A 24,176-nucleotide genomic window follows, 5' to 3' on the forward strand; every position below is an offset into this window, starting at 1 on the left:
CCTGACCCGCATGTCGAACTCGCTCGTCACCAGGACCCGTCGCCTCGCCGTGCCCCTGCTCGTGGCCGGCTTCCTGCTCGGGGGCTGCTCCACCGGGGACGGCGACGACCGCTCCGGCGGCCCACCGGCCGACGGTTCCGGGGTCGCCTCGCTGCGCAGCCCGGCCGCCACCTCGGGCGCACCGGCCCGTTCCGTCGAGGACCAGCGCCCGCTGATCCGCCTCGACGCGACCACCGACGAGATCGAGGCGCTGCGGAAGGTGTGGAGCGAGTGCGTGGCGCGGGAGGGCGGTCCCGGCTACCCCGACGGCCGCAGCGTCATCTGGCGGGAGAGCCAGCACGACCCGAAGGCGAAGCTGGTACGGGCGGCGTGCCGCGCCCAGGAACCGGAGTTCTTCGAGGAACGCCAGAAGCGTACGGACAACGCCACCTTCCGCGACAACCAGCGCCAGTGGTATGAGTGCGCCAAGAAGGCTGGTTACCGGCTCACCACGCCCGACGAGGACGGCGAGTTCGGCATCACCGAGGTCGGCCCGAACGGTGACTTCCAGTCGCCGAAGATGACGGCGTGCCGCCGGGAGGCGTTCAGTCGATAGCACCGGCCGCCGGTGAGTAGGGCCGGGCACCCCGGGTATCCCGCGCCCATGGCGCGGTACACGAAACCCGAGCTGCGGGAACAGCTGAAGGAAGAGATCAGGGCGGGCGACCGGGGCGGCCGGCCGGGCCAGTGGTCGGCGCGCAAGTCGCAGTTGCTGACCAGGGAGTACCAGCAGCGCGGCGGTGGTTACCAGGGGCCACGCGACGATCGCCAGCAGTCCCTGCGGCGGTGGGGCGAGCAGAAGTGGCGGACCAGACAGGGCACCACCCGCGCCCGCCACGACGGTGAGACCGACCGTTACCTGCCCGACCGGGCCTGGAACCGGCTCACCCCGCAGCAGCGACGCGCGACCGACGCCAAGAAGCGCCGGGGTTCGAGATCCGGCCGGCAGTACGTCGCCAACACCGGGCCGGCCAGCCGCGCCCGCCGGGCCGCCGGACCGGCCGGGTCGCTCACCGAGCTGCCCGTCGCCGAGGCCGTCCGGCACGTCCGCGATCTGGACACCGCCCAGCTCAGGGCGGCACTGCGCGCCGAGCGCGGCGGCAAGGGGCGCAAGACGCTGATCCGCCGGTTGGAGTCCGCCCTCGCCCGCCGCTGAAACGGCCCGTCCGGCGACCGGCACGCGGGGTGCCTATGCTCGACGGGTGGAGGACAGCGAGCAGGCCGTACTGGCCGAGATGCTGCAATCGGCCGAGGACGCCGCGCCCGTCGAAGCGGTCGAGGCGGTCACCGGGGCCATCGCCGCGACGTTGCACGCCCTCGGTGTCTCGCTGCTGGTCGCCGATCTCAGCGGCCGGGCGCTGGTCCGGCTGACCCACCAGCCGTCCACCGACGGCCCCGGCCGGCTCCAGGGCGACGAGTCCGCCGAGGTGCTGCCCTTCGACGGCGGCCCCTACGAGCAGGCGGTACGACAGCAGGCCGTCCGGGTGCTGCCCGGTGACGGTCGATGGCGACTGCTCGCCCCCGTGACCGAACGCGGGGAGGCCATCGGCCTGCTGGAGATCGACCTGCCGGACGAGCCGGACGCCGGGGTGATCGCCCGGGTCACCCGGACCGCGCACACCCTGGCGTTCGTGGTGATCGCCAACCGGCGGCACACCGACCTGTTCGAGTGGGGGCAGCGCAGCACCCCGTTCACCCTCTCCGCCGAGATCCAACGCCGTCTGCTGCCCGCCGCGTTCACCTGCGAGGCCGGCGCGTTCACCCTCTCCGGCTGGCTCGAACCGGCCGCGAGCGTCGGCGGTGACACCTTCGACTACAGCGTGGACCGGGACCTGCTGCACGTCGGCGTCACCGACGCGATGGGCCACGGGGTCGCCAGCGCGTTGACCGCCACCCTCGGGGTGGGCAGCCTGCGCAACACCCGCCGCCGTGGCCTGGGCCTGGTCGAGCAGGCCGACGAGGCCAACCGCGCCATCGCCGAGCACGCCAACGTCCGGGGCGCGTACGTGACGGCCGTGCTGGGCCGGATCGACCTGCCGACCGGGCGCTGCGAGCTGCTCAACGCCGGGCACGTCCCGCCGATGCTGGTCCGCGACGGCCGGACCACGACCCTGGACCTGCCGGGCAACTTTCCGCTGGGCATGTTCCCCGAGGCGGGCTTCCGCAGCGGGGAGGTCCTGCTGCGGCCCGGCGACCGGCTGGTCGTGGTCACCGACGGGATGCGGGAACGCAACGCCGCCGACCTCGACCTGCCCGCCGCCCTGCTCGACATCGCCGGGCTGCACCCCCGGGAGGCGGTCCGGGCGCTGTCCGACGCGGTGCTGTCCATCGCCGGGCCGGTGCTGGCCGACGACGCCACCCTGCTGATCGTCGACTGGTACGACGGCCACGGCCCGCGCCGCAGCACCGCCGGGGCCGACACCAGCCGGGCCAGCGCCCCGCCCCGGTGAGGTGCCCTACGAAGCGGATGCCGCCCGCTCGGCGTCCCGTACCGTGTCGTAGATGCCGATGACCTGGTCGACCGAGGTGATCGACAGCACCGTGCGGACCGACCGGCGGACCCCGGCCAACCCGAGCCAGCCGTTGCGCTCCCGCAGGTCCCGGTAGGCGACCACGAGCGCGCCGAGGCCGCTGGAGTCCATGAACCCGACGCCGGCCAGGTCGACCACCACCACCCGGTTCCCGCCCTCGACCACCTCGCGTAACCGTTCCCGTAACTGTGGTGTGGTGCTCATGTCCAGGTCACCGGCGATCTCCACCACCGTGCCGGCGCCCTGTTGCCGGGTCGACATCGTGAACTCCATGTGACCCCCCCATCTGGCGTACCGATACGTCCGGGTGACGCAGCATGCCGTACCCACGGTGCCAGATCCCGCCGTGGAGCGCGCGGCGACGGGCGGGCCGACGCCCGGGGGTGCGGTGCCCGGCCCCGGCGGACGGCGGCCCGACGCGCTGCCGACGGCGGCCCGACGGGTGACGGCGGCGGCCCGACGGGTGACGGCGGCCCGACTGGTGCCGGCGGCCCGACGGGTGACGGCGGCGTCCCGACGAGTGGCGTAAGGAACGGGCCGTCGGCTCCTACGACTGTCGTGAGCTGCGCGATCGTCCGGCGAAAACTGCGCCGGGCTTGCCGCGCAAACATGCACATAACTCACATGCGTGTCTTGACCAGCGACTGATCGTCGGTACGGTCCATCTCACGTGACGCGATTTCCCCCGATGTGGACGTCACAGCTGGTCCTTCGATCGGAAGGCGATACATGACAAATCCCTCATCCCCCAGGGTCCGCCGGGGTCGGCGGTCCCTCGGCCTGATAGCCGCCGGGCTGCTCCTGGTCGGCGCGGTCCCCGGCACGGCCTCGGCCGCGGAGCCCGACCCGCGCGTCGGCCTCGGCGCGGGCTGGCTCGACGCCCAGTCCGCGATCAGCAACCTGGAGCAGGTGGCGCACCGCGACAAGCCGGCCGGGTTCGTCGACCCGACCAACCCGGGCAACGGCGGGTACTACAACTCGGACCTCGCCTTCGGCGGCCGGTACGTCTTCCAGGGCAACTACAACGGGTTCACCGTCACCGACGTGGCCGACCCGGCCGAACCGACGCTGGTCACCAGCGTGGTGTGCCCGGGCGGGCAGGGTGACCTCTCCGTCCACGGCAACCTGCTCTTCATGTCGGTCGAGGAGACCCGCGGCCGGGTCGACTGCGGCACCAACCCCAACGTCGGCACCCGGTTCCAGGGCGTCCGGGTCTTCGACATCACCGATGTGCGCAACCCGACGCAGGTGGCAGCCGTACAGCTCTGCCGTGGCTCGCACACGCACACGGTGGTGACCGACCCCCGCGACGCCGCCAACATCTACGTCTACGTCTCCGGCACCACCTCGGTCCGCCCGGCGACCACGATGGAGGGTTGCAACAACAACGCCGCCGACGGGGAGAACCCGTCGCGGTGGCGGATCGACGTCATCAAGGTGCCGCTGGCGGCTCCGCAGGACGCCGCCGTGGTGAACCAGCCGAGGCTGTTCCAGGATCCCGTCACCGGTCGGGTCGACGGGCTCCAGAACGGCCCGGTGACGCCCCGCCACCCGTCCGGGTCCACCTGGTCGCCGACGCCGAACACCAACGCCTGCCACGACATCACCGCGTACCCCGAGATCGGGCTGGCGGCCGGCGCGTGCCAGGGCAACGGCATCCTGATCGACATCTCGGATCCGGCGAACCCGAAACGGATCGACGAGGTGGCCGACCCGAACTTCGCGTACTGGCACTCGGCGACGTTCAACAACGACGGCACCAAGGTGATCTTCACCGACGAGTGGGGCGGTGGCAGCGGGGCACGTTGCCGGGACACCGACCTGCCGCAGTGGGGCGCCAACGCCATCTTCGACGTCGTCGACCGGAAGCTGACCTTCGCCAGCTACTACAAGCTGCCGGTGCCGCAGTCGCTCCAGGAGAACTGCGTCGCGCACAACGGCTCGCTGATCCCGGTGCCCGGCCGCGACGTCATGGTGCAGGCCTGGTACCAGGGCGGCATCTCGGTGTTCGACTTCACCGACTCGAAGCACCCGCGCGAGATCGCGTACTTCGACCGGGGGCCGGTCAGCCCGACCTCGCTCGTGCTGGGCGGCTTCTGGTCGGCGTACTGGTACAACGGCAACCTCTACGGCAACGAGATCGCCCGTGGCCTCGACGTGTTCGCGCTGACCCCCAGCGCACACCTGTCGGCGGCCGAGATCGAGGCCGCCGCCCAGGTGAAGCTGGCCGGGTTCAACGCCCAGGGCCAGCCCAGGATCACCTGGACGCCGAGTTTCGCGCTCGCCCGCGCGTACCTCGACCAGCTCGTCCGGGCCGGTGCGATCGACCCGGCGCTGAGCATCGAGGTCGACACGGTCCTGCGCCGGGCCGGCGAGTTCGCCGCCGCCGGCAGGCGGTTCGCCGCCGAGGAGCAGCTGCGGACGCTGGCCGACAGGCTGGACACCGCACCGCACCGGACGCTCCGACAGGCCCTGGTGGACCTGGCGGACACCTTCAACCCCCGGGTCGCGGCCACGGTCGGCCCGGCCGAGCCGACCGGTAGCAACGGCTGGTACACCGGTCCCGTCACGCTCACCCTGACCGGCCTGCCCGCCGGCCTCTGGACCGGCCAGTACTCCGTCGACGACGGCGTGACCTGGGTGGACGTGCCGGCCAGCGGGGTCGCGACGATCGACGCCGAGGTCAAGGGCACGGTGCGGTACCGGGCGGTCGACGGCGCCGGCAACACCTCCCGGGAGGGCAGCCGGTGGCTCAAGATCGACCGGACCGCGCCCGACGTGCAGGTGTCCGGGCTGACCGGAGGGACGTCGTACGGTGACTCCGGCACGGTGACGGTGGACTGGACGGTCACCGACGGCGGCGCCGGGCCGGGGATCAACCCGGACAGCGCACTGCTGGACGGCAAGCGGGTGGCCCGGGGGGCGACGGTCGCCCTGTCCAGCCTCCCGCTGGGCGGTCACACCCTGGTGGTGACCGCGAAGGACAAGGCCGGTAACACCACCACCCGGTCCGTCGCGTTCACCACCACGACGTCGTTCGCCGACCTCCAGGCGCTCGTCGACGGTTACCGGGCCGCCGGAACCGTCAGCGCGGGCAACGCCGACAAGCTGACCACCAGCCTCGGCAAGGCCGGCGTGGCGGCCTCCGCAGGCCAGCCGGCGGAGGCGGTCGGGCACCTGACCACCTTCCTCGACCAGGCCCGCGCGCTGAACGCCGTCGGGGCGCGCACCCTGCTGGTCCGCGACGCCCAGGCGCTGATCGACCAGTTCGACAGGTGAGCCGCCCGGCCCGACCGGGCCGCCGGAACCCCTGAACCCGGGGCCTGCCCAGCACCGTTGGGCAGGCCCCGGCCGTTCCCCGGCCGAGCCGGCCCGGGCCGACGCCGGGGCCCTCGCCGGGCGGGCGCGGGCCCGCGGCCCGGTCAGCCGAGCTTGACCAGCATCTGCTGCATCCGCTGGATCTCGATGCCCTGGTCGGCGTTGACCTCGCGGGCGAACTGGTCGCTGGCCGGTTCGAGCCCGCCACCGGTGGCGTAGAGCTGCTCCACCATGGACAGCGCGCCCTGGTGGTGACGGATCATCGCGGTCAGGAAGAGCCGGTCGAACTCCGCGCCGCGCGCCTGCCTGAGCTGGTCGAGCTGCGCGGGGGTGAGCATCCCCGGCATCAGCGCGTCGTGCGCCCCGCCGCCGTGTGCCGCGCCTCCGTGCGGACCGGCGGTCGGCACGCTCCGCTCCGCGAGCCACTGCCGCATCCGCGCGATCTCGTCGCCCTGCGACACCTCGATCCGCTTGGCGAGCAGCGTCAGGTCCGGGCTGGTGGTCCGCCCGGCCAGCAGCGCGGTCATCTCCAGGGCCTGCGTGTGGTGCGGGATCATGCCCTGCACGAACAGGCTGTCGGCCGCGGTGAACCCGGGCGGCGAGAGCTGCGACAGGTCGGTGCCGGACAGTTCCCGGGCCGGCTGGCCGGGCGCTCCCGGCTGCACCACCCGCGACGTCGGCGGCTGGTACGCCGGGTCGTCCCGACCCGCCCAGAGGACCGCGCCCACCACCGAGCCGAGAACGACGGTGGCGACCACACCGGAAACGACCACGCGACGGGGCAGCGGCACGATTCACCTACCAGTCCGGGCTTGAGCTGCGCATAGTCCATGGGCATAGTGCCTGAAACGCGGCCCACCCACCAGCCCACGAGCCGGTGCGATCCGGCCCACCCCGGGCCACTTTTGTCACTGCATCGAAAAGTTTCCCCGAATCGATCAAAAGTGCTAGGGTCTGCGATCAATCTTCGATGTGACGAGTTCCACACCGGAGCACCACCGGAAAACAGTGGCGCGGTCCCTCCCGGCCGGGCCAGGCCCCACCCACAGGAGGCACCGTGACCACCCCGCACCGTCGGCGCTGGCGTCCCCGACCCGTCCTCGTGGCCGCCGGCACCGCCCTGGCGACCGTCCTCGCCAGCGCCTCCGTCACCCCGGCCACCGCCGCACCCGCCGCCGACGTCCCACCGCAGGAACCCGGCGTCACCCTGCGCGCGTACGACATGGGCACCCCGCTGTCGGCACTGTGCACCCTCAAGCCCGCACAGACCCCGAACGTCGACAAGCTCATGCCGCAGATCAACTGGACCAGCACCGAGGACTTCGGGCTCGCCGACCGGTTCGTCACCCACGTCACCGGCAACCTCGCCGTACCCGTGGACGGCAGCTACGCCTTCCGCCTCACCAGCGACGACGGCTCCCGGCTGACCATCGGCGACACGGTCGTCGTCGACCACGACGGGTTGCACGGTGAGACCGCCGAGGAGGGGTCGGCCACCCTCACCGCCGGCCTGCACCCGTTGCGCGTCGAGCACTTCGACGACGGGGGCGGCCAGGTGCTGCGGCTGGAATGGCGGCCACCGGGGGCCGCCGGCTTCACCCTGGTGCCGACCTCCGCGTTGAGCACCGACGCCGGGGTCGTCCGGGTCACCGCCCCGGGCTGGAAGTACTGCGAGGGAGCCACCGACTCGGCCGGCGACGGCCTGCCGCTCGACCGGGTGCACCCCGGCTACACCCTGACCGACCTGCGCCCCGACGGGTTCCGGCCGCAGGTCACCGGGATGGCGTTCCGCCCCGACGGCACTCTGGTGCTGAGCACCTGGGGTGGCACCGACAACGCCACCGGCGAGATCTACCTGGTCGAGGGGGCCACCGGTGCGACCGGCCCCGACCGGGTGACCTACCGCAGGTTCGCCGACGGGCTGCGCGAGCCGCAGGGCGTCGCCGTGGTCGACGGCACCGTCTACGTCAGCCAGAAGCACGAGCTGACCGCGCTGCGCGACACCGACGGCGACGGCGTCGCCGACGACCGGTGTACGGTCGCCACCTGGCCGTGGGGCGGCAACTTCCACGAGTTCGCCTTCGGCCTGCTCTACCGGGACGGGTTCTTCCACCTCAACCTGTCGGTCGCGATCAACCAGGGCGGCGCCACCACCGTGCCGCAGCCCGCACCGAACCGGGGCACCTCGATCAAGGTCAACGCCCGGACCGGCAAGATCACCTACCTGGCCGGCGGGCTGCGTACCCCGAACGGGATCGGCTGGGGGCCGCGCGGCGAGGTCCTCGTCACCGACAACCAGGGCGGCTGGCTGCCCGCGTCCAAGCTGGTCCAGATCCGGCAGGGAGCCTTCTTCAACCACTACACCAGCCCCGACGGGCCGTTCGACGACAAGCCGGTGACCCGACCGATCGTCTGGCTGCCGCAGAACGAGGTCGGCAACTCGCCGTCCACCCCCGTGCTGCTCGCGCAGGGGCCGTACGCCGGTCAGCTCGTCGTCGGCGACGTCACCTACGGCGGCCTGCAACGGGTCTACCTCGACGAGGTGGAGGGGCAGTATCAGGGGGCGGTGTTCCGGCACACGCAGGGCCTGGAGGCCGGCGTCAACGAGGTCACCCTCGGCCCCGACGGCGCGGTCTACGTGGGCGGCGTGGGGGCCGGCGGCAACTGGGGCCAGGAGGGCAAACTCAGCTACGGCCTGCAGAAGCTCACCCCCAACGGCACCTCGACGTTCGAGGTCAAGCAGATGCGGGCCACCGCCAACGGGTTCGACCTGGAGTACACCGAGCCGGTCTCGGCCGAGACCGCCGCGCGGCTCGCCGAGGCGTACCAGGTGACGCAGTGGCGCTACGGGGCGACCAGCCAGTACGGCGGTCCCAAGCTCGACCTGGAGAAGCTCACCGTGACCAGGGCGGTGCTGGCGGCCAACGGTCGCACCGTCCGGCTGCGGATCCCGGGCCTGAAGGAGAACCGGGTGGTGCACGTCCGCTCCCCGCGCCCCTTCTCCGCCGCCGACGGCGAGCAGCTGTGGAACACCGAGGCCTGGTACACCCTCAACGAGATCCCCGGCCGGGTTGCCCAGCCGCAGACCTTCTTCGAGGCCGAGGAGGGTCGCACCGTCGGCGTCGGGATGGCCACCGACCACGCCGCCTACTCCGGTGCCGGGTTCGCCGCCGGGTTCGCCGACGATGGCGCGTCGACCCGGATCTCCGTCGACGTCCCCGAGGCCGGCAACCACGACCTGGCCATGCGCTACAGCAACGGCCCGAACCCGTTCTCCGGCCCGAAACAGCTCAGCCTGTACGTCAACGGCAAGCGGATAGAGCAGACCGTCTTCCCCTCCACCGTCACCTGGGAGGAGTGGGGCACCGTCACCACCAGGGCACACCTGCGGCGGGGCCGCAACATCGTCGAGTACCGCAAGGAGAGCGCCGACTCCGGGCACGTCAACCTGGACGTGCTCGCCGTCCGGCCACGCGGGGAACGGATCACCCTGTTCGACGGCGGCGACCTCACCGAGTGGCAGCACACCGACGGGCGCGAACCGGAGTGGACCCGCGACGGCAACACCATGACCGTCCAGGGCGGCGACCTGCGGACCGTGCAGGCGTTCGGCGACTTCCGGCTGCACGTCGAGTTCAACCTGCCGCTCTACCCGCCGGAGGTGACCGGCCAGCAGCGCGCCAACAGCGGCGTCTACCTCCAGGACCGCTACGAGATCCAGGTGCTCGACTCGTTCGGCGTCGACCCGCCGCAGAACAACGACGCCGCCGCCATCTACACCCAGAAGGCGCCCGACGTGAACGCGGCCCGACCGCCGCAGACCTGGCAGACGTACGACATCGAGTACCGCCAGGCGCGCTACGACGCGGCCGGCGTCAAGGTGGCCAACCCCCGGGTCACCGTGGTGTGGAACGGCGTCACCGTGCACGACGACGTGGAGATCCTCGGCCCGACCGGCGGCAGCCGGCCGGAGGGTCCGGCGGCCGGCGCGATCCGGCTCCAGGACCACGGCAACCCGGTCCGGTACCGCAACATCTGGATCAAGCCCCTCGACGGGTGACCCCGGGCAGGAGACGCGGCCGGGACCGTCACGGCGGTCCCGGCCGCGTCGCGGCGCAGCCCCGGCCGGCCCGTCGTGACGACATCCACCGCGACCGGCGGACCCACCGCACCGGAGACCCGGACCACCAGTGTGACGCCCGCACCAGGTACCGTCCGGATAGGACAGTGGAGAGGGGTGCCATGACGTCCGGGGAGTGGTCCCCCGCCCCCGTCGGCATCGACGCCGACCGGTGGGTGAGCCGGTCGGGTTGCCGGACGGTCCTCGTCGTGACCCACACCGTTGCGAGCTGCCACCGGCTGCTGGACGTCATCGGGTACGTCGAGAGCGACCCCCGGGTGCAGGTGGTCTTCACGGTGGCGCCGGACGTCTTCAACCACCAAATGGAACAGCTTCTCGACAGGCTCGGCGCGCTCGTCCTGCCGTGGCAGCAGGCCGTCCGGGAACGCTTCGACCTCGGCCTCGCCGCCGCCTACGGCGGGCTGCACCAGCTCCACGCGCCCCTACTGCTGATGGCGCACGGAGCCGGGCACGGCAAACGGGTGCGATCCGTCCCGGACGGCGGATCCCCACCCGCCGACGCACCCGTGTACGGCCTCGACGCGCAACGGCTCACCCACGACGGGCGGGTGATCCCGGCGGTCCTCGCCCTCGCCCACGACGCCGAGGTGGCGGTGCTTCGCCGGCAGTGTCCGGAGGCGGTCGGGACGGCGGTGGTCGTCGGTGACCCCTGCGTCGACCGGCTCGTCGCCAGCCTCCCCCGACGCCCGGACTACCGACGGGCCGTCGGGCTGGACGAACAGCAGGAACTCGTGGTGGTCGCCTCCACCTGGGGCCGGAACGGCAGCTTCGGCCGCTGGCCCGACCTGCTGACACGGCTGACGACACAGCTCCCGGCCGACCGGTACCGGGTCGCCGCGCTGTTACACCCGGCGATCTGGGCCGCCCACGGAACCCGTCAGCTCCGCGCCTGGCTCCGGGACAGCCTCGACGTCGGGTTGCTACTGCCCGAGCCGGCCGAGGACTGGCGGGTAGCGGTGATCGCCGCCGACCACGTCATCGGCGATCACGGTTCCGTCACCGCCTACGCCGCCGCCGTCGGACGCCGGACCCTGCTGCTCCCCGGACCGGAGGCGGCACCCGCCCCCGGCACGCCCCAACACGTGCTCGCCCTCCACGCGGCCCGCCTGGACCCGCAGCAGCCCCTGCTGCCCCAGCTCGCCCTGGCCGGCGAGGTCGACCGGACGGCGGTGATGGGCGCGTTGACGGCCCGTCCAGGCGCTGCCGCGGGGCTGCTGCGGCGCGCCATGTACCGCCTGCTCCGGCTCCCCGAGCCCGACCGACCCCCGCGGACCGATCCGGTGCCGCTGCCCCGCCCGGGCCATCGGGACGGCGGGCACGGCCCGGCCGGGTGACCCGCCTCCCCGGTGGCCGGTCGGCCCCGCCCCGCGCGACGGTCGGTTCAGAAGCCCGGGGTCGGGTGCCCGTCCAGGTGGGGCAGCGGCGCACGCGGCGGACGCCACTCCAGCAGCAGCGCCGTCGCATCGTCGTCGAGCTGTCCCTCCTGGTAGGCGACCACCGCGCGGACCAGCCGACGCATCGTCTCCGGGGTGGCGAGTTGGTCGTTGAGGGCACGGTTGACGAAGTCGACCAGCCGCTTCAACCCGAACCGTTCCCCGTCGCCGCCCCGCGCGTCGGTGACGCCGTCGGTGTAGGCGAGGATGCGGTCCCCGGGGTGCAGCTCCTCCTCGTACACCTCGGGGCGGCGGGTCGCCAGGTGGCCCAGGCCGAGCGGGAGCGCGGTCGGGCCGGGCAGCTCCCGGATCGCCTTGCCGTCCCGCAGCAGCAGGGCTCCCGGGTGCCCCGCGTTGATCACCCGGAGCCGGCCGGTGCTGCGCTCCAGCTCGACCAGGAGCGCCGTGGCGAACAGGTGCGGATGCTCCGAGCGTACCCACTTGTCGATGCTCAGGGCCGTGTCGACCAGGTCGAGGCCGCACCGGCGGGCGTTGCGGTAGGCGCTGACCACGAGTGAGGCCAGGGTGCTCGCCCTGATGCCGTGCCCGCAGGTGTCGAACAGCCCGATACTGAGCACGTCGCCGTTGAGCGCGTAGTCGAAGATGTCGCCGCCGACGTCGTAGCACGGTTCGAGGATGGTGGTGAGCACCGTGTCCTCGGTGGCGAAGGTCAGCGGGGGCAGCAGGCCCCAGACGATCTCGGCGGCGACCTGCATCGGTAGCCGACGCCGCAGCCGCTCGACCACGTCGCCGTACGGCCGGCGGTTCACCACCAGTTGCCCCACGCAGGTCGCCAGCTCCCAGGCCGGCCCGTCGATGGCCCGCTCCCCGGCGGCCGGCGAGACGATCTCCAGCACACCCATCCGCTCGCACCCTACGAGCAGCGGCACCCAGACCCGGTCCGGGCTGTCGGCCGCCCGCTGCACGTCGAGACCGGTGAACGCCCGACCGGCGAGGGTCGTCTCGATCGACAGCTCCCCGCGGTCGAGACCGGCACCGAGCAGCGGAACGAGGCTGGCCTGCTGGTAGTCCGCCAGGTAGATCACGATCTCGGTGGCCGCCAGGGCCGGCGCGGCCCGGTTCACCAGCAGGGGCAGGTCGTCCGGCCCGCCGCGGGGTGCGGTGAGCTGGAGCCAACGCACCGCGTCACCCGCGTCGAGCAACCTGAACCTCCCCCACGTCTCCCCCACCGTAGGAGGCGCACGGGAAACCCGCCACCACCTGATTCGGGGCACGGCGGACAGGAAGAATGACGGTGGCGGACATCTCCGTTCCGCGCGAACCGAGGAGGCAGGGTCGTGGTCGTCACAGGGCTCGTCCTGGCCGGCGTCGCCGGCCTCATCCACGTCTACATCTTCTTCCTGGAGTCGGTCGTCTGGACCAGCGCCCGCGCCCGCGCGGTCTTCGGCACCAGCCGCGAGGAGGCGGAGGTGACCCGGCAGCTCGCCTTCAACCAGGGCTTCTACAACCTGTTCCTGGCCGTCGCGGTCGTCGTCGGCATCGTCGCGTACGCCGTGGGCGCGCACACCGTCGGCGCGACCCTGGTCTTCGTCGGCGCCGGGTCGATGGTCGCCGCCGGGCTGGTGCTGCTGGTCTCGGCACCGTCGAAGGCCAGCGCCGCGCTCAAGCAGCTCGTCCCCCCGCTGCTCGCCGTCGTCGCCCTGGCGATCGGCCTCGTCCTCCGCTGAGCCGGCGGGCCGACGACAGGGCCAGCCTGAGCCGGCGGGCCGACGACAGGGCCAGCCTGAGCCGGCGGGCCGACGGCTGAGCCGGCGGGCCTGCGAGCGAGCCGGCAGAGCACGACCGAGCCGGCGGGCCACGCCGGTCAGGGGCGGTAGCGGTAGCCCATGCCCGGCTCGGTGACCAGGTGCCGGGGCCGGGCCGGGTCGTCCTCCAGCTTGCGCCGCAGCTGCGCCAGGTACTGCCGCAGGTAGTTGGTCTCCTGCTGGTACTCCGGCCCCCACACCTCGTGCAGGAGCTGGCGCTGGCTGATCAGCTTCCCGGGGTGGCGCAGCAGCCGCTCCAGCACCGCCCACTGGGTCGGGGTGAGCCGGACCTCGACGCCGTCGTCGCGCACGACGGTACGGGCGGCGAGGTCGACGGTGTGCCGTCCCACCCGGGCCACGGCGGTGGCGTCGACCGGCGCGGCGGTGAGCCGACGGGTGACGGCGCGGATCCGGGCGAGGAGTTCGTCGATCCCGAACGGCTTGGTCACGTAGTCGTCGGCACCGGCGTCGAGGGCGGCGACCTTGTCCGCGCTGCCGGCCCGGCCGGAGAGCACGATGACCGGGATCGTGGTCCAGCCGCGCAGGCCCCGGATGACCTCGACGCCGTCCAGGTCGGGCAGGCCGAGGTCGAGCACCACCAGGTCCGGTGGGTGGCCGGCGGCGGCCTTCAGCGCGGCCGTGCCGGTCCCGGCGACCTCGACGTCGTACCCCCGGGCGCGCAGGTTGATCCGCAGCGCGCGGAGGATCTGCGGTTCGTCGTCGACGACCAGGATGCGGGTCACCGGTCCGGCCTCTCGTCGGCGGCGGGCAGCCGCAGCACCATGGTCAACCCCCCGCCGGGGGTGGTCTCCGGGGTGATGCTGCCACCCATCGCCTCGGCCAGCCCCCGGGACAGCGCGAGCCCGAGCCCCACCCCGGTCTGGTTGTCCCGGTCACCGAGCCGCTGGAACGGCAGGAAGACATGCTCCCAGCGGTCCTCGGGGATGCCGGGACCGGTGTCGATGACCCGTAGCTCCACCTGCCCGGCGTGGGTGCTGGCGGTGATCGTGGGCGGTCGTCCCGGCGGGCTGTGCCGCAGGGCGTTCGCAACGATGTTGACCAGCACCCGTTCCAACAGCCCCGGGTCGGCGTCGACCGCCGGCAGGGCGGCGGGGATGTCGGTCCGCACGTCGGCGGCGGCCGGTCCCAACTCGTCCAGGGCCAGCGGTACGGCGTCCTCCAGGCCGATCGCGGTGCGGGTGACCCCCAGCGCGCCGGCCTGCAACCGGCTCATGTCGAGCAGGTTCGCCACCAGCCGGCCGAGCCGGTCCAGCGACTCGTCGGCGGTGGCCAACAACTCGGCCCGGTCCTCCGGGTCGAACTCGACGTCCGGGCTGCGCAGGCTGCTCACCGCCGCCTTCGCCGAGGCCAGCGGGGTACGCAGGTCGTGGCTGACGGCGGCGAGCAGCGCGGTGCGCAGCCGGTCGGCCTCGGCGAGCGGGCGGGCGGTGGCCGCCTCCTCGGCGAGCCGTTCCTGGCGCAGCGCGACGGCGGCCTGGGCGGCGAACGCCTCGACGATGCGCCGGTCGGCGGCCTCCAGCCGCCGACCGCTGAGCACCACGGTCAGCCGGTCGTCGACCGGTACCGTGGTCTCCCCCGCGCCGGGGCTGCCCGCCGGGTCCACGCCGACACCGGCGACCCGACGCCAGGCGCCCTCCTCGTGGATCCGGCCGGGCCGCCCCCGCGCGTCGGGGTCGAGTTCCAGCACGCTGACCGCGCGCAGCGCGAAGGTCTCCCGCAGCCGGTCCAGCAGCGCCGGCAGCGGTCGTTCGCCGCGCAGCACGCTGCCGGCGACGGTGGCCAGGGTCTGCGCGTCGGCGGCGGCGCGGGCCGCCTCCCGGGTACGCCGGGCCGCCACGTCCACCACCCCGCTCACCGCGACCGCCACCGCGACGAAGACGCCCAGCGCGAGCAGGTTGTCCGCCTCGGCGATGGTCAGCGTGCGGTACGGCGGGGTGAAGAACCAGTTCAGCAGCAACGATCCGCCGAGCGCGGCGACCAGCGCCGGCCACAGCCCACCGACCAGCGCCACCCCGACCACCCCGGCCAGGAAGATCAGGATGTCGTTGGTCAGGGTGAGGTCCGGCAGCACCGACAGCAGCAGGGTGAGCAGCGGCAGGCCCAGCCCGGCCAGGGCGAACCCGAGCAGTCGACGCCGACGGGACAGCGCGGCCGGCACCCCGGCCCCGCGCCGGCCCCGCCCGGCCTGCGGATGGGTGACCAGGTGCACGTCGATCGCCCCGGAGCGGGCCGTGGTGGTGACGCCGACGCCCCGGGCGAACAGCTGGGCGAACCGGCCGCGCCGGCTCGCCCCGAGCACCAGCTGGGTGGCGTTGACGCCCCGGGCGAAGTCGAGCAGCGCGGCCGGCACGTCCCCGCCGAGCACCTGGTGGTAGCTGCCGCCGAGGCTCTCCACCAGGACCCGCTGCCGGGCGAGCTGGGCCGGGTCCACGCCGGTCAACCCGTCGTTACGGGCCACGTGCACGGCGAGCAGGTCGGCCCCCTTGCTCCGGGCGGCGATCCGGGCGGCCCGGCGGATCAGCGTCTCCCCCTCCGGGCCGCCGGTGAGGGCGACCACGACCCGTTCCCGGGCCTCCCAGGTGGCCGAGATGCCCTGCTGCGCCCGGTACCGGTCGAGCTGGTCGTCGACCTTGTCGGCCAGCCAGAGCAGGGCCAGCTCGCGGAGTGCGGTGAGGTTGCCGACCCGGAAGTAGTTGCCCAGCGCCGCGTCGATCCGGTCCGGCCGGTAGATGTTGCCGTGCGCCATCCGGCGGCGTAGCGCCTCCGGGGTCATGTCGACCAGTTCGACCTGCCCGGCGGCGCGGACGACGGCGTCGGGGACGGTCTCCCGCTGGGTGGTGCCGGTGATCCGGGCCACCACGTCGTTGATCGACTCCAGGTGCTGGACGTTGACCGTCGACAGCACCGAGATGCCCGCGTCGAGCAGCTCCTGGACGTCCTGCCAGCGCTTGTCGTGCCGGGAGCCGGGCACGTTGGTGTGGGCCAGCTCGTCGACCACGACCAGCTCCGGGCGGCGGGCCAGCACGGCGTCGAGGTCCAGCTCGGTGAACTCGGTGCCCCGGTGCAGCAGCGTGCGGCGGGGCAGCACCGGCAGGTCGCCGATCATCGCGGCGGTGTGTGGTCGACCGTGCGTCTCCACCAGGCCGATCACCACGTCGGTGCCGCGTTCGGCACGCCGTCGGGCCTCCTCCAGCATGGCGTACGTCTTGCCGACACCGGGGGCGGCACCCAGGTAGATACGCAGTTCACCTCGGGGCACGGGACCATCCTCTCGCTAGGCGTACCGCCCCGGGGCGCGACCGCCGGGCCGGCACCCCCGGGGCGGGGGTGCCGGCAGCGGGGTCAGCGGACGGCAAGGTTCCGGTCGAGGGCCAGGTTCAGCTCCAGCACGTTCACCGCGGGGGCGCCCATGAAGCCGAGCGTCCGACCGGTGGTGTGCTCCCGGACCAGCCGCCGGACCACCGCCGGGTCCATGCCCCGCTCCCGCGCCACCCGGGCCACCTGGATCCCGGCGTACGCCGGACTGATGTGCGGGTCGAGGCCGCTGCCGCTGGCGGTGACCGCGTCGGCGGGGACGGCGGGGTGCTCCGGGGCGTCCCCCCGGACCGGGGTGACCAGTCCACCGGCCGCCCGGTAGTCCTCGCCGGGCTGCGCCAGCTCCACCGGCACCCCCAGCCAGGAGGAGACGAACGGGGTGGCCGGGGCGGTCTGGTTGACGCTGACCACCCGGGTGACCGGGCCGGTCAGCCCGTCGGCGCGGAACACCGCCAGCACCGCCCCCACCCCGTCCGGCGTGCAGTACGGCCGCCGGCCGTCCACGCCGTCGAGGGCACCGACCGCCAGGCTGCGGGCGCAGACCTGGCTGAGCAGGCTCCGGGTCGAGTCCTCCGGGTCGACGGCGAGGGTGTCCAGCACGCTCTCCGGGCCGAGGTTCGAGGCGGCGGAGGCGGTCGGGTCGTAGCCGTCGCCGGCCGCCGAGGGGCGGGACTGGAAGTAGCGCGGGACGGGGTTGCCGTCGGCGTCGGTGAAGGACTGCCCGACCAGGGCGCTGCCGACGCTGCGGCCGTCCACGGTCAGCAGCGAACCGTCCGCCTTCGCGTCGAGGCCGGGGAGCCGACCGACGGCGACCAGGGTGAGCGGGTAGGCGACGCCGAGCAGCGCGGTGAAGACGAGCAGGGCACGCAGGGCGGCGAGGTGTTGGGCGAGCCAGGCGGGTAGACGCATCACGAGATCCCCGGGACGTACTGGACGAGCAGGTCGATGAGCTTGATGCCGAGGAACGGCGCGACGAGGCCGCCGACGCCGTAGACCAGCAGGTTGCGGCCGAGCAGCGTCGACGCGGCGGCCGGCCGGTACCGCACGCCGCGCAGGGCCAGCGGGATGAGCGCGACGATGACCAGGGCGTTGAAGATGACGGCGGACAGGATCGCCGATTCCGGGCTGGCCAGCCGCATGACGTTCAGCGTGTCCAGAGCCGGGTAGATGCCGGCGAACATGGCCGGGATGATCGCGAAGTACTTCGCCACGTCGTTGGCGATGCTGAAGGTGGTCAGCGCGCCCCGGGTGATCAGCAACTGTTTGCCGATCTCGACGATCTCGATCAGCTTGGTCGGGTCGGAGTCCAGGTCGACCATGTTGCCGGCCTCCTTCGCCGCCGACGTGCCGGTGTTCATCGCGACGCCGACGTCGGCCTGGGCCAGGGCGGGGGCGTCGTTGGTGCCGTCCCCGGTCATCGCGACCAGCCGGCCACCCTCCTGTTCCCGGCGGATCAGGGCGAGCTTGTCCTCCGGGGTGGCCTCGGCGAGGAAGTCGTCCACCCCGGCCTCGTCGGCGATCGCCTGCGCGGTACGCGGGTTGTCGCCGGTGATCATCACGGTCCGGATGCCCATCCGGCGCAGCTCGGTGAACCGCTCCCGCATCCCGGCCTTCACCACGTCCTTGAGGTGGATGACGCCGAGCACCCGGGCCGGCTCCCCGGCCACGTGTTCGGCCACCACCAGCGGGGTGCCGCCGTCTCCGCTGATCCCGTCGACGATCCGGTCGGTCCCGCCGCCCGGCTCGCCGCCGTGCTCCCGTACCCAGGCCAGCACCGCCGTCGCCGCGCCCTTGCGGACCTGGCGGGCCGGCGCGGCCGGTGGCGTCAGGTCGACGCCGCTCATCCGGGTCTGCGCGGTGAACGGCACGAAGTCGGCGTACGACCGCGGGTCCGGCTCCGGCGCACCCGGGTCGACCCGCGTGGCCAGCGACACCACCGACCGCCCCTCGGGCGTCTCGTCGGCGAGGCTGGAAAGCCGCGCGGCGGCGGCCACCTCGCCGGCGGTGACCCCCTCGACCGGCAGGAACGCGGTGGCCTGCCGGTTGCCCAGGGTGATCGTGCCGGTCTTGTCGAGCAGCAGGGTGCTGACGTCCCCCGCCGCCTCCACCGCCCGGCCGCTCATCGCGAGCACGTTGCGCTGCACGAGGCGGTCCATCCCGGCGATACCGATCGCCGACAGCAGCGCGCCGATGGTGGTGGGGATCAGGCAGACCAGCAGGGACACCAGCACCACCCCGGTCACCCCGGTGCCGGTGACCGCCCCGGTGTCCGGGGCGGCGGCCTGCCAGCCCTTGGCGAAGATCGCCAGCGGTTGGAGGGTGACCACGGCCAGCAGGAAGATCAGGGTGAGCGCGGCGAGCAGGATGTTCAGTGCGATCTCGTTCGGTGTCTTCTGCCGGTCGGCCCCCTCGACCAGGGCGATCATCCGGTCGATGAAGCTCTCCCCCGGCCGCTGGGTGATCCGCACGACGATCCGGTCGGAGAGCACCCGGGTGCCGCCGGTGACGGCGCTGCGGTCGCCGCCGGACTCCCGGATCACCGGGGCGGACTCGCCGGTGATCGCGGACTCGTCGACGCTGGCGATGCCCTCGACGACGTCGCCGTCGCCGGGGATGATCCCGCCGGCGCTCACCAGGACGACGTCCCCCTGCCGCAGCTCCGGTGCGGGCACCGCCTCGTCGGTGTAGGTGTCGGCGCGGGCACCCGGTGCCCAGCCGACCAGGCGGGTGGCGATGGTGTCCCGCTTGGCCCGCCGCAGCGAGGCGGCCTGCGCCTTGCCCCGACCCTCGGCGACCGCCTCGGCGAGGTTGGCGAAGATCACGGTGAGCCAGAGCCAGCCGGTGATCGCCCAGCCGAACACCGACGGGTCGGCGACGGCCAGGACGGTGGTGAAGACCGCGCCGATCGCCACGATCAGCAGCACCGGGCTGCGCCACAGGGTGCGCGGGTCGAGCTTGCGCAGCGCCCCGGGCAGCGACCTGACCAGTTGCCGAGGGTCGAGCAGGCCGCCACCGGCCCGGCGGGCGGGGTTGTCGACGGCGGGGTTGTCGACGGCGGGCCGGTCGTCGTCGGTGGTCACGGACGCGACGGACATGTCCTCGTTGTTCCTCATACGGGTCACAACCCTTCGGCCAACGGGCCGAGCGCGAGCGCGGGCAGGAAGGTGAGCGCCACCAGGACCACCGTGACGCCGACGACCATCCCGACGAAGAGCGGTCGGTGCGTCGGCAGGGTGCCCTCGGAGGCGGGGACGGGTGCCTGGCGGGCGAGCGAGCCGGCCAGGGCGAGCACGAAGATGATCGGCAGGAACCGGCCCAGCAGCATGCACAGGCCCAGCGCGGTGTTCCACCACGCGGTGTTCACGGTGATCCCGGCGAACGCCGAGCCGTTGTTGTTGCTCGCCGAGGTGAACGCGTAGAGCACTTCGGTCAGGCCGTGCGGGCCGGTGTTCAGCGCGGTCGCGTCGTTGCCGGTGGCGAAGGCGGTGGCGGTTCCCGTCAGCACCAGGGCCGGGGTGACCAGGAAGTACAGCGAGGCGAAGGTGATCTCCCGGGTGCCGATCTTCTTACCCAGGTACTCCGGCGTCCGGCCGACCATCAGGCCGGCGACGAACACCGTGATCACCGCGAGGACCAGCAGCCCGTACAGGCCCGCGCCGACCCCGCCGGGGGCGACCTCGCCGAGCATCATGTTGCCCAGCGTCATCATTCCGCCCAGCGCGGTGTACGAGTCGTGGAACGAGTTGACCGCACCGGTCGAGGTCAGCGTGGTGACCGCCCCGAACGTCGCCGAGTCCGACACGCCGAAGCGGACCTCCTTACCCTCCAGTGCCGCGCCGACCGCCTGCGGCACGGTGCCCTGCCCGGCCGACTCGAAGCCGGTGGTGAGGGCGACGCTGCCGAGCGCCAGGACGGCCATCACCGCGACGACGGCGTAGCCCTGCCGCTGCTGCCCGACCATCCGGCCGAGGACCCGGGGCAGGCTGAACGGGATCAGCAGGATCAGGAACAGCTCGACCCAGTTCGTCCAGGCGGTGGGGTTCTCGAACGGGTGGGCGCTGTTGGCGTTGTAGAAGCCACCGCCGTTGGTGCCCAACTCCTTGATCACCTCCTGACTGGCCACCGGGCCTCCGGGGAGGCTCTGGCCGCCGCCGGTCAGGGTGGTCACGTCGGTGCCGGCGGAGAGGTTCTGGACCACGCCGCCGAGCATCAGCACCAGCGCGCCGAGCACCGCGACCGGCAGCAGCACCCGCAGCACGATCCGCACCAGGTCGACCCAGAAGTTGCCCACCTCGCCCGTACGGCTGCGGGCGAAACCCCGGATCAGCGCCACCGCCACGGCGATGCCCACCGCGGCGGAGACGAAGTTCTGCACCGCCAGCCCGGCCATCTGCACCAGGTGCCCCATGGTCGACTCGCCCGAATACCACTGCCAGTTCGTGTTGGTCACGAAGGACACCGCGGTGTTCCAGGCCCCGTGCGGGACCACCGGGTCGAAGCCCAGCGACAGCCACAGGTGGTTCTGCCACCGCTGGAGGGCGTAGAGGAACAGCACCGAGACGGCAGAGAAGGCCAGCACGCTGCGGGCGTAGACGCCCCACGACTGTTCGGCGGCCGGGTTCACCCCGACCAGCCGGAACACCCCACGCTCCACCCGGGACTGGCGGGTGCCGGCGACCGACCGGTACAGGTGGTCGCCGACCGGGCGGTACGCGACGGCGAGCGCCACCACCAGGGACAACACGAAAACGATGCCGGCTGTCCTCGTGGTCATCAGAAGCGCTCCGGAAACAGCAGCGCGACGACCATGAACACACCCAGACCGATCGCCAGCACCAGGCCGACGGCGTTGACGGCGTTCACCGCTTCTCCACGCCCCTCACCACGAGGGCGAGCGCCGCGAACAGCACCACCGTCACCAGCACGAACACCACGTCAGACACGCGGACTCCCTCAACGGACGCGTACGTCGTGACCGCCTTCCGGCCACGCCGGGCAATCACAACGCGCCGTCGTCCGGACGGGCAGGGTCCATAACGCGACCGTGACGCGCAACCCCGGTTTCTTGACGCGTTCTTCACGCCGGCCGCCCGGGTCGGTGACCGTGGTCACGGCGGTGCCGGGGCGGTGGCGCTGGTCACGACCGTGCAGGGGCAGCGACGGTGGTCACGGCGGTGCCGGTCCCGCTGCGGGCGGGCCGGGCCGGGTCGGCGGGGTGGCCGCCGGACCGGTCAGCGGCGGATGGCCCGCCGGATCGACTCGGGCACCCTACGGGCCACCGCCCGGCGCAGCCGGAAACGCAGGCTGCCCGGATGCGGCACGACGACCGGTGGGGCACCGCCGGCCGCGCAGCGGAACGCCACCGGGAGCAGGGTGTCCTCGGTCCAGCCGCAACTGGTGACCCGGGCCTTCAGGTCCCAGGTGCCCCGGCTGCGGCCCCCGTTGAGCGTGCCGCTGTCGAGCCGGGCGGTGCCGTGCTGGACCAGCCGCACCGTGCCGTCGTCCGACGGGACCAGCTCCACCGTCCCGGTCACCGGCACGAAGAACTCCTCCCGGGTGTCCCGCCGTCGGGCGACCACGTCGAGCCGGGACTGCTTGACCCCGGTGGTCGCGTCCCGCAGGTCGGCCGGCAGGTCGTCCACCGGAACCACCAGCAGCCGCTGTTCACCGTCGGCGGTGAGGGTGAGCGGCCGGTCGCCGGAGCACAGCTCGGCGGTGAGGGAGACGGTCAGGGTGGTGCCCGCCGGCGCGACCCGTTGCACGGTGGCGGTGGCCCGGACGGCCGTCTCCCACCGGGCCAGCCGGCGCAGGTCGGCCGTGCGGCCCTGCTCGATCAGCCGGGTGATGATCCGCTGCAGCGGCGGCAGGCCGGCGGCGACGCCCGGGGCGAACCGGTCCCGGATCACCCGCCGCGCCTCGTCCACCAGCTGGTCCACCCAGTCGGCGGGCGCGTCGAGCAGCCGCCGACCGCGCAGCCGGGAGACCATCTCGTTACGCAGCCACCGCCGGTGCAGCCGGTCGCGCAGCGGGCCGGGGTCGGTGTGGGCGTCGACGATGTCGAGCGCCTCGCGGAGGTTGACGAAGTAGCCGGCCGGCTCCAGCGCGGTGGCGGTGACGTTGCCGGCGTCGGTGCGCCGCTGGTGGTGGTAGCAGACGTAGTCGGCCAGCACGCAGGTGCGTCGGGACAGGAAGTAGGCCCGGGTGACCAGTACGTGGTCCTCCAGCCGCCGCTTGCCCTCCGGGAAACGCAGGTCGTGCTCGACGAGAAAGGAGCGCCGGAACAGCTTGTGCGCGGTGAGGCTGTCGATCAGGGGCGCGTTCTCCAGGGTGGCGTCGAACCGGTTGCGCCGGAACAGCTCGCGCGGCACCGACCGACGGTGTCCGGCCATCTTGCCGATCACCAGGTCCGCGTCGTGCGCGGTCGCGCAGGCGTACAGGCGCTCCAGGGCCTCCTCGCCGAACCAGTCGTCGTCGTCGGCAAAGAAGACGTACTCGCCGCGGGCGTGCTCGACACCGAGGTTGCGGGGCCGCGACGGCCAGCCGGAGTTGTCGATGTGCAGCACCCGGAAGTGCGGGTGGGCGGCGGCCAGTTCGTCGAGCCGGGCGCCGGTCGAGTCGGTCGAGCCGTCGTCGACGAACATCGCCTCGAACTCGCCGGCCGGCAGCGACTGCCGCAGCAACGAGGTGACGAGCTTCTCGATGTGCGGTCCCGAGTTGTACGCGGGGACCACGACGGTCACCTTCGGGGCATTCGTACTGGCGGTCATGGCTCTTCCTGAGGCGGTCCGCGAGCCGGCGCGGGGGTGCGCCCAACCGTGCGGACGGGCACCCGCAACCGGGGCGTTCCGTCGCCGAGATGGCCCGTTCAGTTTGCGGACTTTACGCGACCGTGAGCGCTGACGGCAGGGCGGCACCGGCTGATTCCTCCGGTAGTCGGCGGACCGGCGGAGCACCACCCGTTCCGGCCTGGCCGACCATCCTCGACAGTGGTCCGAACCACATTTTCCCGCCGCACCCCGACGCCCGGCGGGCCGCCCGCCGACCGGCCCGGACGGATGTCGTACGACGCACCTCCCGGCGGCCCGGAGACGACGAATCCCCGACCGCCGGGGCCGGCATAGGAGACCGCTACGCAGGGTAAACCGGTGTCATGGCACAGCTGCTCACCTCGCCGCCCCCGCCGCAGGCCACCGAACTGCGCCGCTGGGAGCTGGCCGACCCCGCCGGTCTGCGGGACCTGCGGGCGTCCCTGCACGAGGCCCTGACCGGCGAGCGGCTCCTCGACGGGCAGCGCATGGACGAGGTGCCCGAGCTGATCGTCCTGGTCGCCACCGAACTGGCCACCAATGCCCTCAAGCATGGTATTCCGCCAACGATTGTCCGTTTACTCACCGTTGACGACTCGCTCATCCTCGACGTGGCCGACCACGATCTCAGCACCATCCCCGAGCTGGCCGACACCCGGCCGATGGGAGCGGGCGGCCGGGGGCTCCAGATCGCCATGGCGGTCTCCCTGGAGGTCGGCTGGTACGCCACCGACCGCACCAAGAACATCTGGGCGTCCTTCCCCCGCCGCTGACCGGGACCGGGCGGCTCAGCCGCTGACCGGGAC

18 protein-coding genes are annotated in these 24,176 nt (G+C 73.1%); 8 read left to right on the forward strand and 10 right to left on the reverse strand.

The features are described from left to right. Positions 1 to 10: 10 nt before the first annotated feature. From GA0070623_RS15400 to GA0070623_RS15410, 3 genes are read left to right on the forward strand one after another with little or no spacing between them, the layout of a single operon-like run. Positions 11 to 595, forward strand: coding sequence for a hypothetical protein (locus GA0070623_RS15400; RefSeq protein ID WP_067314145.1), 585 nt, complete (start codon positions 11 to 13; stop codon positions 593 to 595). Positions 596 to 643: 48 nt separating this feature from the next. Further along, positions 644 to 1,195 (forward strand): hypothetical protein, encoded by a 552-nt coding sequence (locus GA0070623_RS15405; RefSeq protein ID WP_067314142.1) that lies wholly within the window; start codon positions 644 to 646, stop codon positions 1,193 to 1,195. Between the two features lie 46 nt (positions 1,196 to 1,241). Then, complete coding sequence (locus tag GA0070623_RS15410; RefSeq protein WP_067314140.1) at positions 1,242 to 2,489, forward strand: PP2C family protein-serine/threonine phosphatase; 1,248 nt, start codon at positions 1,242 to 1,244, stop codon at positions 2,487 to 2,489. A gap of 6 nt (positions 2,490 to 2,495) precedes the next feature. On the opposite strand, the gene GA0070623_RS15415 is transcribed toward GA0070623_RS15410, so the two are convergent. Continuing rightward, on the reverse strand, positions 2,496 to 2,843 hold the full coding sequence (locus tag GA0070623_RS15415) for an STAS domain-containing protein (protein WP_067314138.1): 348 nt from the start codon (positions 2,841 to 2,843) through the stop codon (positions 2,496 to 2,498). A 456-nt stretch (positions 2,844 to 3,299) separates the two neighbouring features. Between GA0070623_RS15415 and GA0070623_RS15425 the strand changes: the two genes are divergently transcribed. Next, a complete protein-coding gene (locus GA0070623_RS15425) occupies positions 3,300 to 5,849 on the forward strand; it encodes an FIMAH domain-containing protein (RefSeq protein WP_197699988.1) in 2,550 nt (849 codons plus the stop codon). Positions 5,850 to 5,992: 143 nt separating this feature from the next. On the opposite strand, the gene GA0070623_RS15430 is transcribed toward GA0070623_RS15425, so the two are convergent. Next, positions 5,993 to 6,679 (reverse strand): DUF305 domain-containing protein, encoded by a 687-nt coding sequence (locus GA0070623_RS15430; protein WP_157517587.1) that lies wholly within the window; start codon positions 6,677 to 6,679, stop codon positions 5,993 to 5,995. Positions 6,680 to 6,945: 266 nt separating this feature from the next. On the opposite strand from GA0070623_RS15430, the gene GA0070623_RS15435 reads away from it, so the two are divergent. Together GA0070623_RS15435 and GA0070623_RS15440 are read left to right on the forward strand one after the other, a co-directional pair. Next, entirely contained in the window at positions 6,946 to 9,948 is a 3,003-nt protein-coding gene (locus GA0070623_RS15435) for a family 16 glycoside hydrolase (RefSeq protein ID WP_084261464.1), read from the forward strand. A gap of 269 nt (positions 9,949 to 10,217) precedes the next feature. Beyond that, on the forward strand, positions 10,218 to 11,363 hold the full coding sequence (locus GA0070623_RS15440; RefSeq protein WP_197699989.1) for a hypothetical protein: 1,146 nt from the start codon (positions 10,218 to 10,220) through the stop codon (positions 11,361 to 11,363). 47 nt (positions 11,364 to 11,410) lie between these two features. Here GA0070623_RS15440 and GA0070623_RS15445 read toward each other — a convergent pair whose 3' ends face one another. Continuing rightward, positions 11,411 to 12,625: a PP2C family protein-serine/threonine phosphatase gene (locus GA0070623_RS15445; RefSeq protein WP_067312038.1), complete on the reverse strand. Its 1,215-nt coding sequence runs from the start codon at positions 12,623 to 12,625 to the stop codon at positions 11,411 to 11,413. A 135-nt stretch (positions 12,626 to 12,760) separates the two neighbouring features. On the opposite strand from GA0070623_RS15445, the gene GA0070623_RS15450 reads away from it, so the two are divergent. Then, the gene (locus tag GA0070623_RS15450; RefSeq protein WP_067312041.1) at positions 12,761 to 13,150 is read left to right on the forward strand and encodes a DUF1304 domain-containing protein; all 390 of its coding nucleotides are present in this window, start codon (positions 12,761 to 12,763) and stop codon (positions 13,148 to 13,150) included. Between the two features lie 137 nt (positions 13,151 to 13,287). On the opposite strand, the gene GA0070623_RS15455 is transcribed toward GA0070623_RS15450, so the two are convergent. The 7 genes from GA0070623_RS15455 to GA0070623_RS15485 all read right to left on the reverse strand — a co-directional run bounded on the left by GA0070623_RS15455 (position 13,288) and on the right by GA0070623_RS15485 (position 23,331). Further along, on the reverse strand, positions 13,288 to 13,971 hold the full coding sequence (locus GA0070623_RS15455; protein WP_067312044.1) for a response regulator: 684 nt from the start codon (positions 13,969 to 13,971) through the stop codon (positions 13,288 to 13,290). After that, the gene (locus GA0070623_RS15460) at positions 13,968 to 16,508 is read right to left on the reverse strand and encodes a sensor histidine kinase (protein ID WP_067312047.1); all 2,541 of its coding nucleotides are present in this window, start codon (positions 16,506 to 16,508) and stop codon (positions 13,968 to 13,970) included. The genes GA0070623_RS15455 and GA0070623_RS15460 overlap by 4 nt, the downstream gene beginning before the upstream one ends. A gap of 83 nt (positions 16,509 to 16,591) precedes the next feature. Beyond that, on the reverse strand, positions 16,592 to 17,473 hold the full coding sequence (locus GA0070623_RS15465; protein WP_089004075.1) for a potassium-transporting ATPase subunit C: 882 nt from the start codon (positions 17,471 to 17,473) through the stop codon (positions 16,592 to 16,594). Beyond that, positions 17,473 to 19,659, reverse strand: coding sequence for a potassium-transporting ATPase subunit KdpB (gene kdpB / locus GA0070623_RS15470; RefSeq protein ID WP_084261466.1), 2,187 nt, complete (start codon positions 19,657 to 19,659; stop codon positions 17,473 to 17,475). Before kdpB ends, GA0070623_RS15465 begins: the two co-directional genes overlap by 1 nt. Before the next feature lie 23 nt (positions 19,660 to 19,682). Continuing rightward, a complete protein-coding gene (kdpA, locus tag GA0070623_RS15475; RefSeq protein ID WP_067312050.1) occupies positions 19,683 to 21,338 on the reverse strand; it encodes a potassium-transporting ATPase subunit KdpA in 1,656 nt (551 codons plus the stop codon). Continuing rightward, on the reverse strand, positions 21,338 to 21,427 hold the full coding sequence (gene kdpF / locus GA0070623_RS15480) for a K(+)-transporting ATPase subunit F (RefSeq protein ID WP_067312053.1): 90 nt from the start codon (positions 21,425 to 21,427) through the stop codon (positions 21,338 to 21,340). The genes kdpA and kdpF overlap by 1 nt, the downstream gene beginning before the upstream one ends. 368 nt (positions 21,428 to 21,795) lie before the next feature. Beyond that, positions 21,796 to 23,331, reverse strand: a complete 1,536-nt coding sequence (locus GA0070623_RS15485; RefSeq protein ID WP_067312057.1) for a glycosyltransferase family A protein — start codon at positions 23,329 to 23,331, stop codon at positions 21,796 to 21,798. A 383-nt stretch (positions 23,332 to 23,714) separates the two neighbouring features. On the opposite strand from GA0070623_RS15485, the gene GA0070623_RS15490 reads away from it, so the two are divergent. Continuing rightward, entirely contained in the window at positions 23,715 to 24,143 is a 429-nt protein-coding gene (locus GA0070623_RS15490) for an ATP-binding protein (protein ID WP_067312060.1), read from the forward strand. The last annotated feature ends 33 nt before the right edge of the window (positions 24,144 to 24,176 follow it).

The sequence above is a fragment of the Micromonospora rifamycinica genome, from assembly GCF_900090265.1.
Taxonomy (GTDB): Bacteria; Actinomycetota; Actinomycetes; order Mycobacteriales; family Micromonosporaceae; genus Micromonospora; species Micromonospora rifamycinica.

Excerpts from the sequence above, each read along its gene's own strand:
- GA0070623_RS15400 (WP_067314145.1), top strand. The coding sequence starts at position 11 with ATGTCGAACTCGCTCGTCACCAGGACCCGTCGCCTCGCCGTGCCCCTG.
- GA0070623_RS15405 (WP_067314142.1), top strand. The coding sequence starts at position 644 with ATGGCGCGGTACACGAAACCCGAGCTGCGGGAACAGCTGAAGGAAGAG.
- GA0070623_RS15415 (WP_067314138.1), bottom strand. The coding sequence starts at position 2,843 with ATGGAGTTCACGATGTCGACCCGGCAACAGGGCGCCGGCACGGTGGTG.
- GA0070623_RS15425 (WP_197699988.1), top strand. The coding sequence starts at position 3,300 with ATGACAAATCCCTCATCCCCCAGGGTCCGCCGGGGTCGGCGGTCCCTC.
- GA0070623_RS15465 (WP_089004075.1), bottom strand. The coding sequence starts at position 17,473 with ATGCGTCTACCCGCCTGGCTCGCCCAACACCTCGCCGCCCTGCGTGCC.
- kdpB (WP_084261466.1), bottom strand. The coding sequence starts at position 19,659 with ATGTCCGTCGCGTCCGTGACCACCGACGACGACCGGCCCGCCGTCGAC.
- kdpA (WP_067312050.1), bottom strand. The coding sequence starts at position 21,338 with ATGACCACGAGGACAGCCGGCATCGTTTTCGTGTTGTCCCTGGTGGTG.
- GA0070623_RS15485 (WP_067312057.1), bottom strand. The coding sequence starts at position 23,331 with ATGACCGCCAGTACGAATGCCCCGAAGGTGACCGTCGTGGTCCCCGCG.
- GA0070623_RS15490 (WP_067312060.1), top strand. The coding sequence starts at position 23,715 with ATGGCACAGCTGCTCACCTCGCCGCCCCCGCCGCAGGCCACCGAACTG.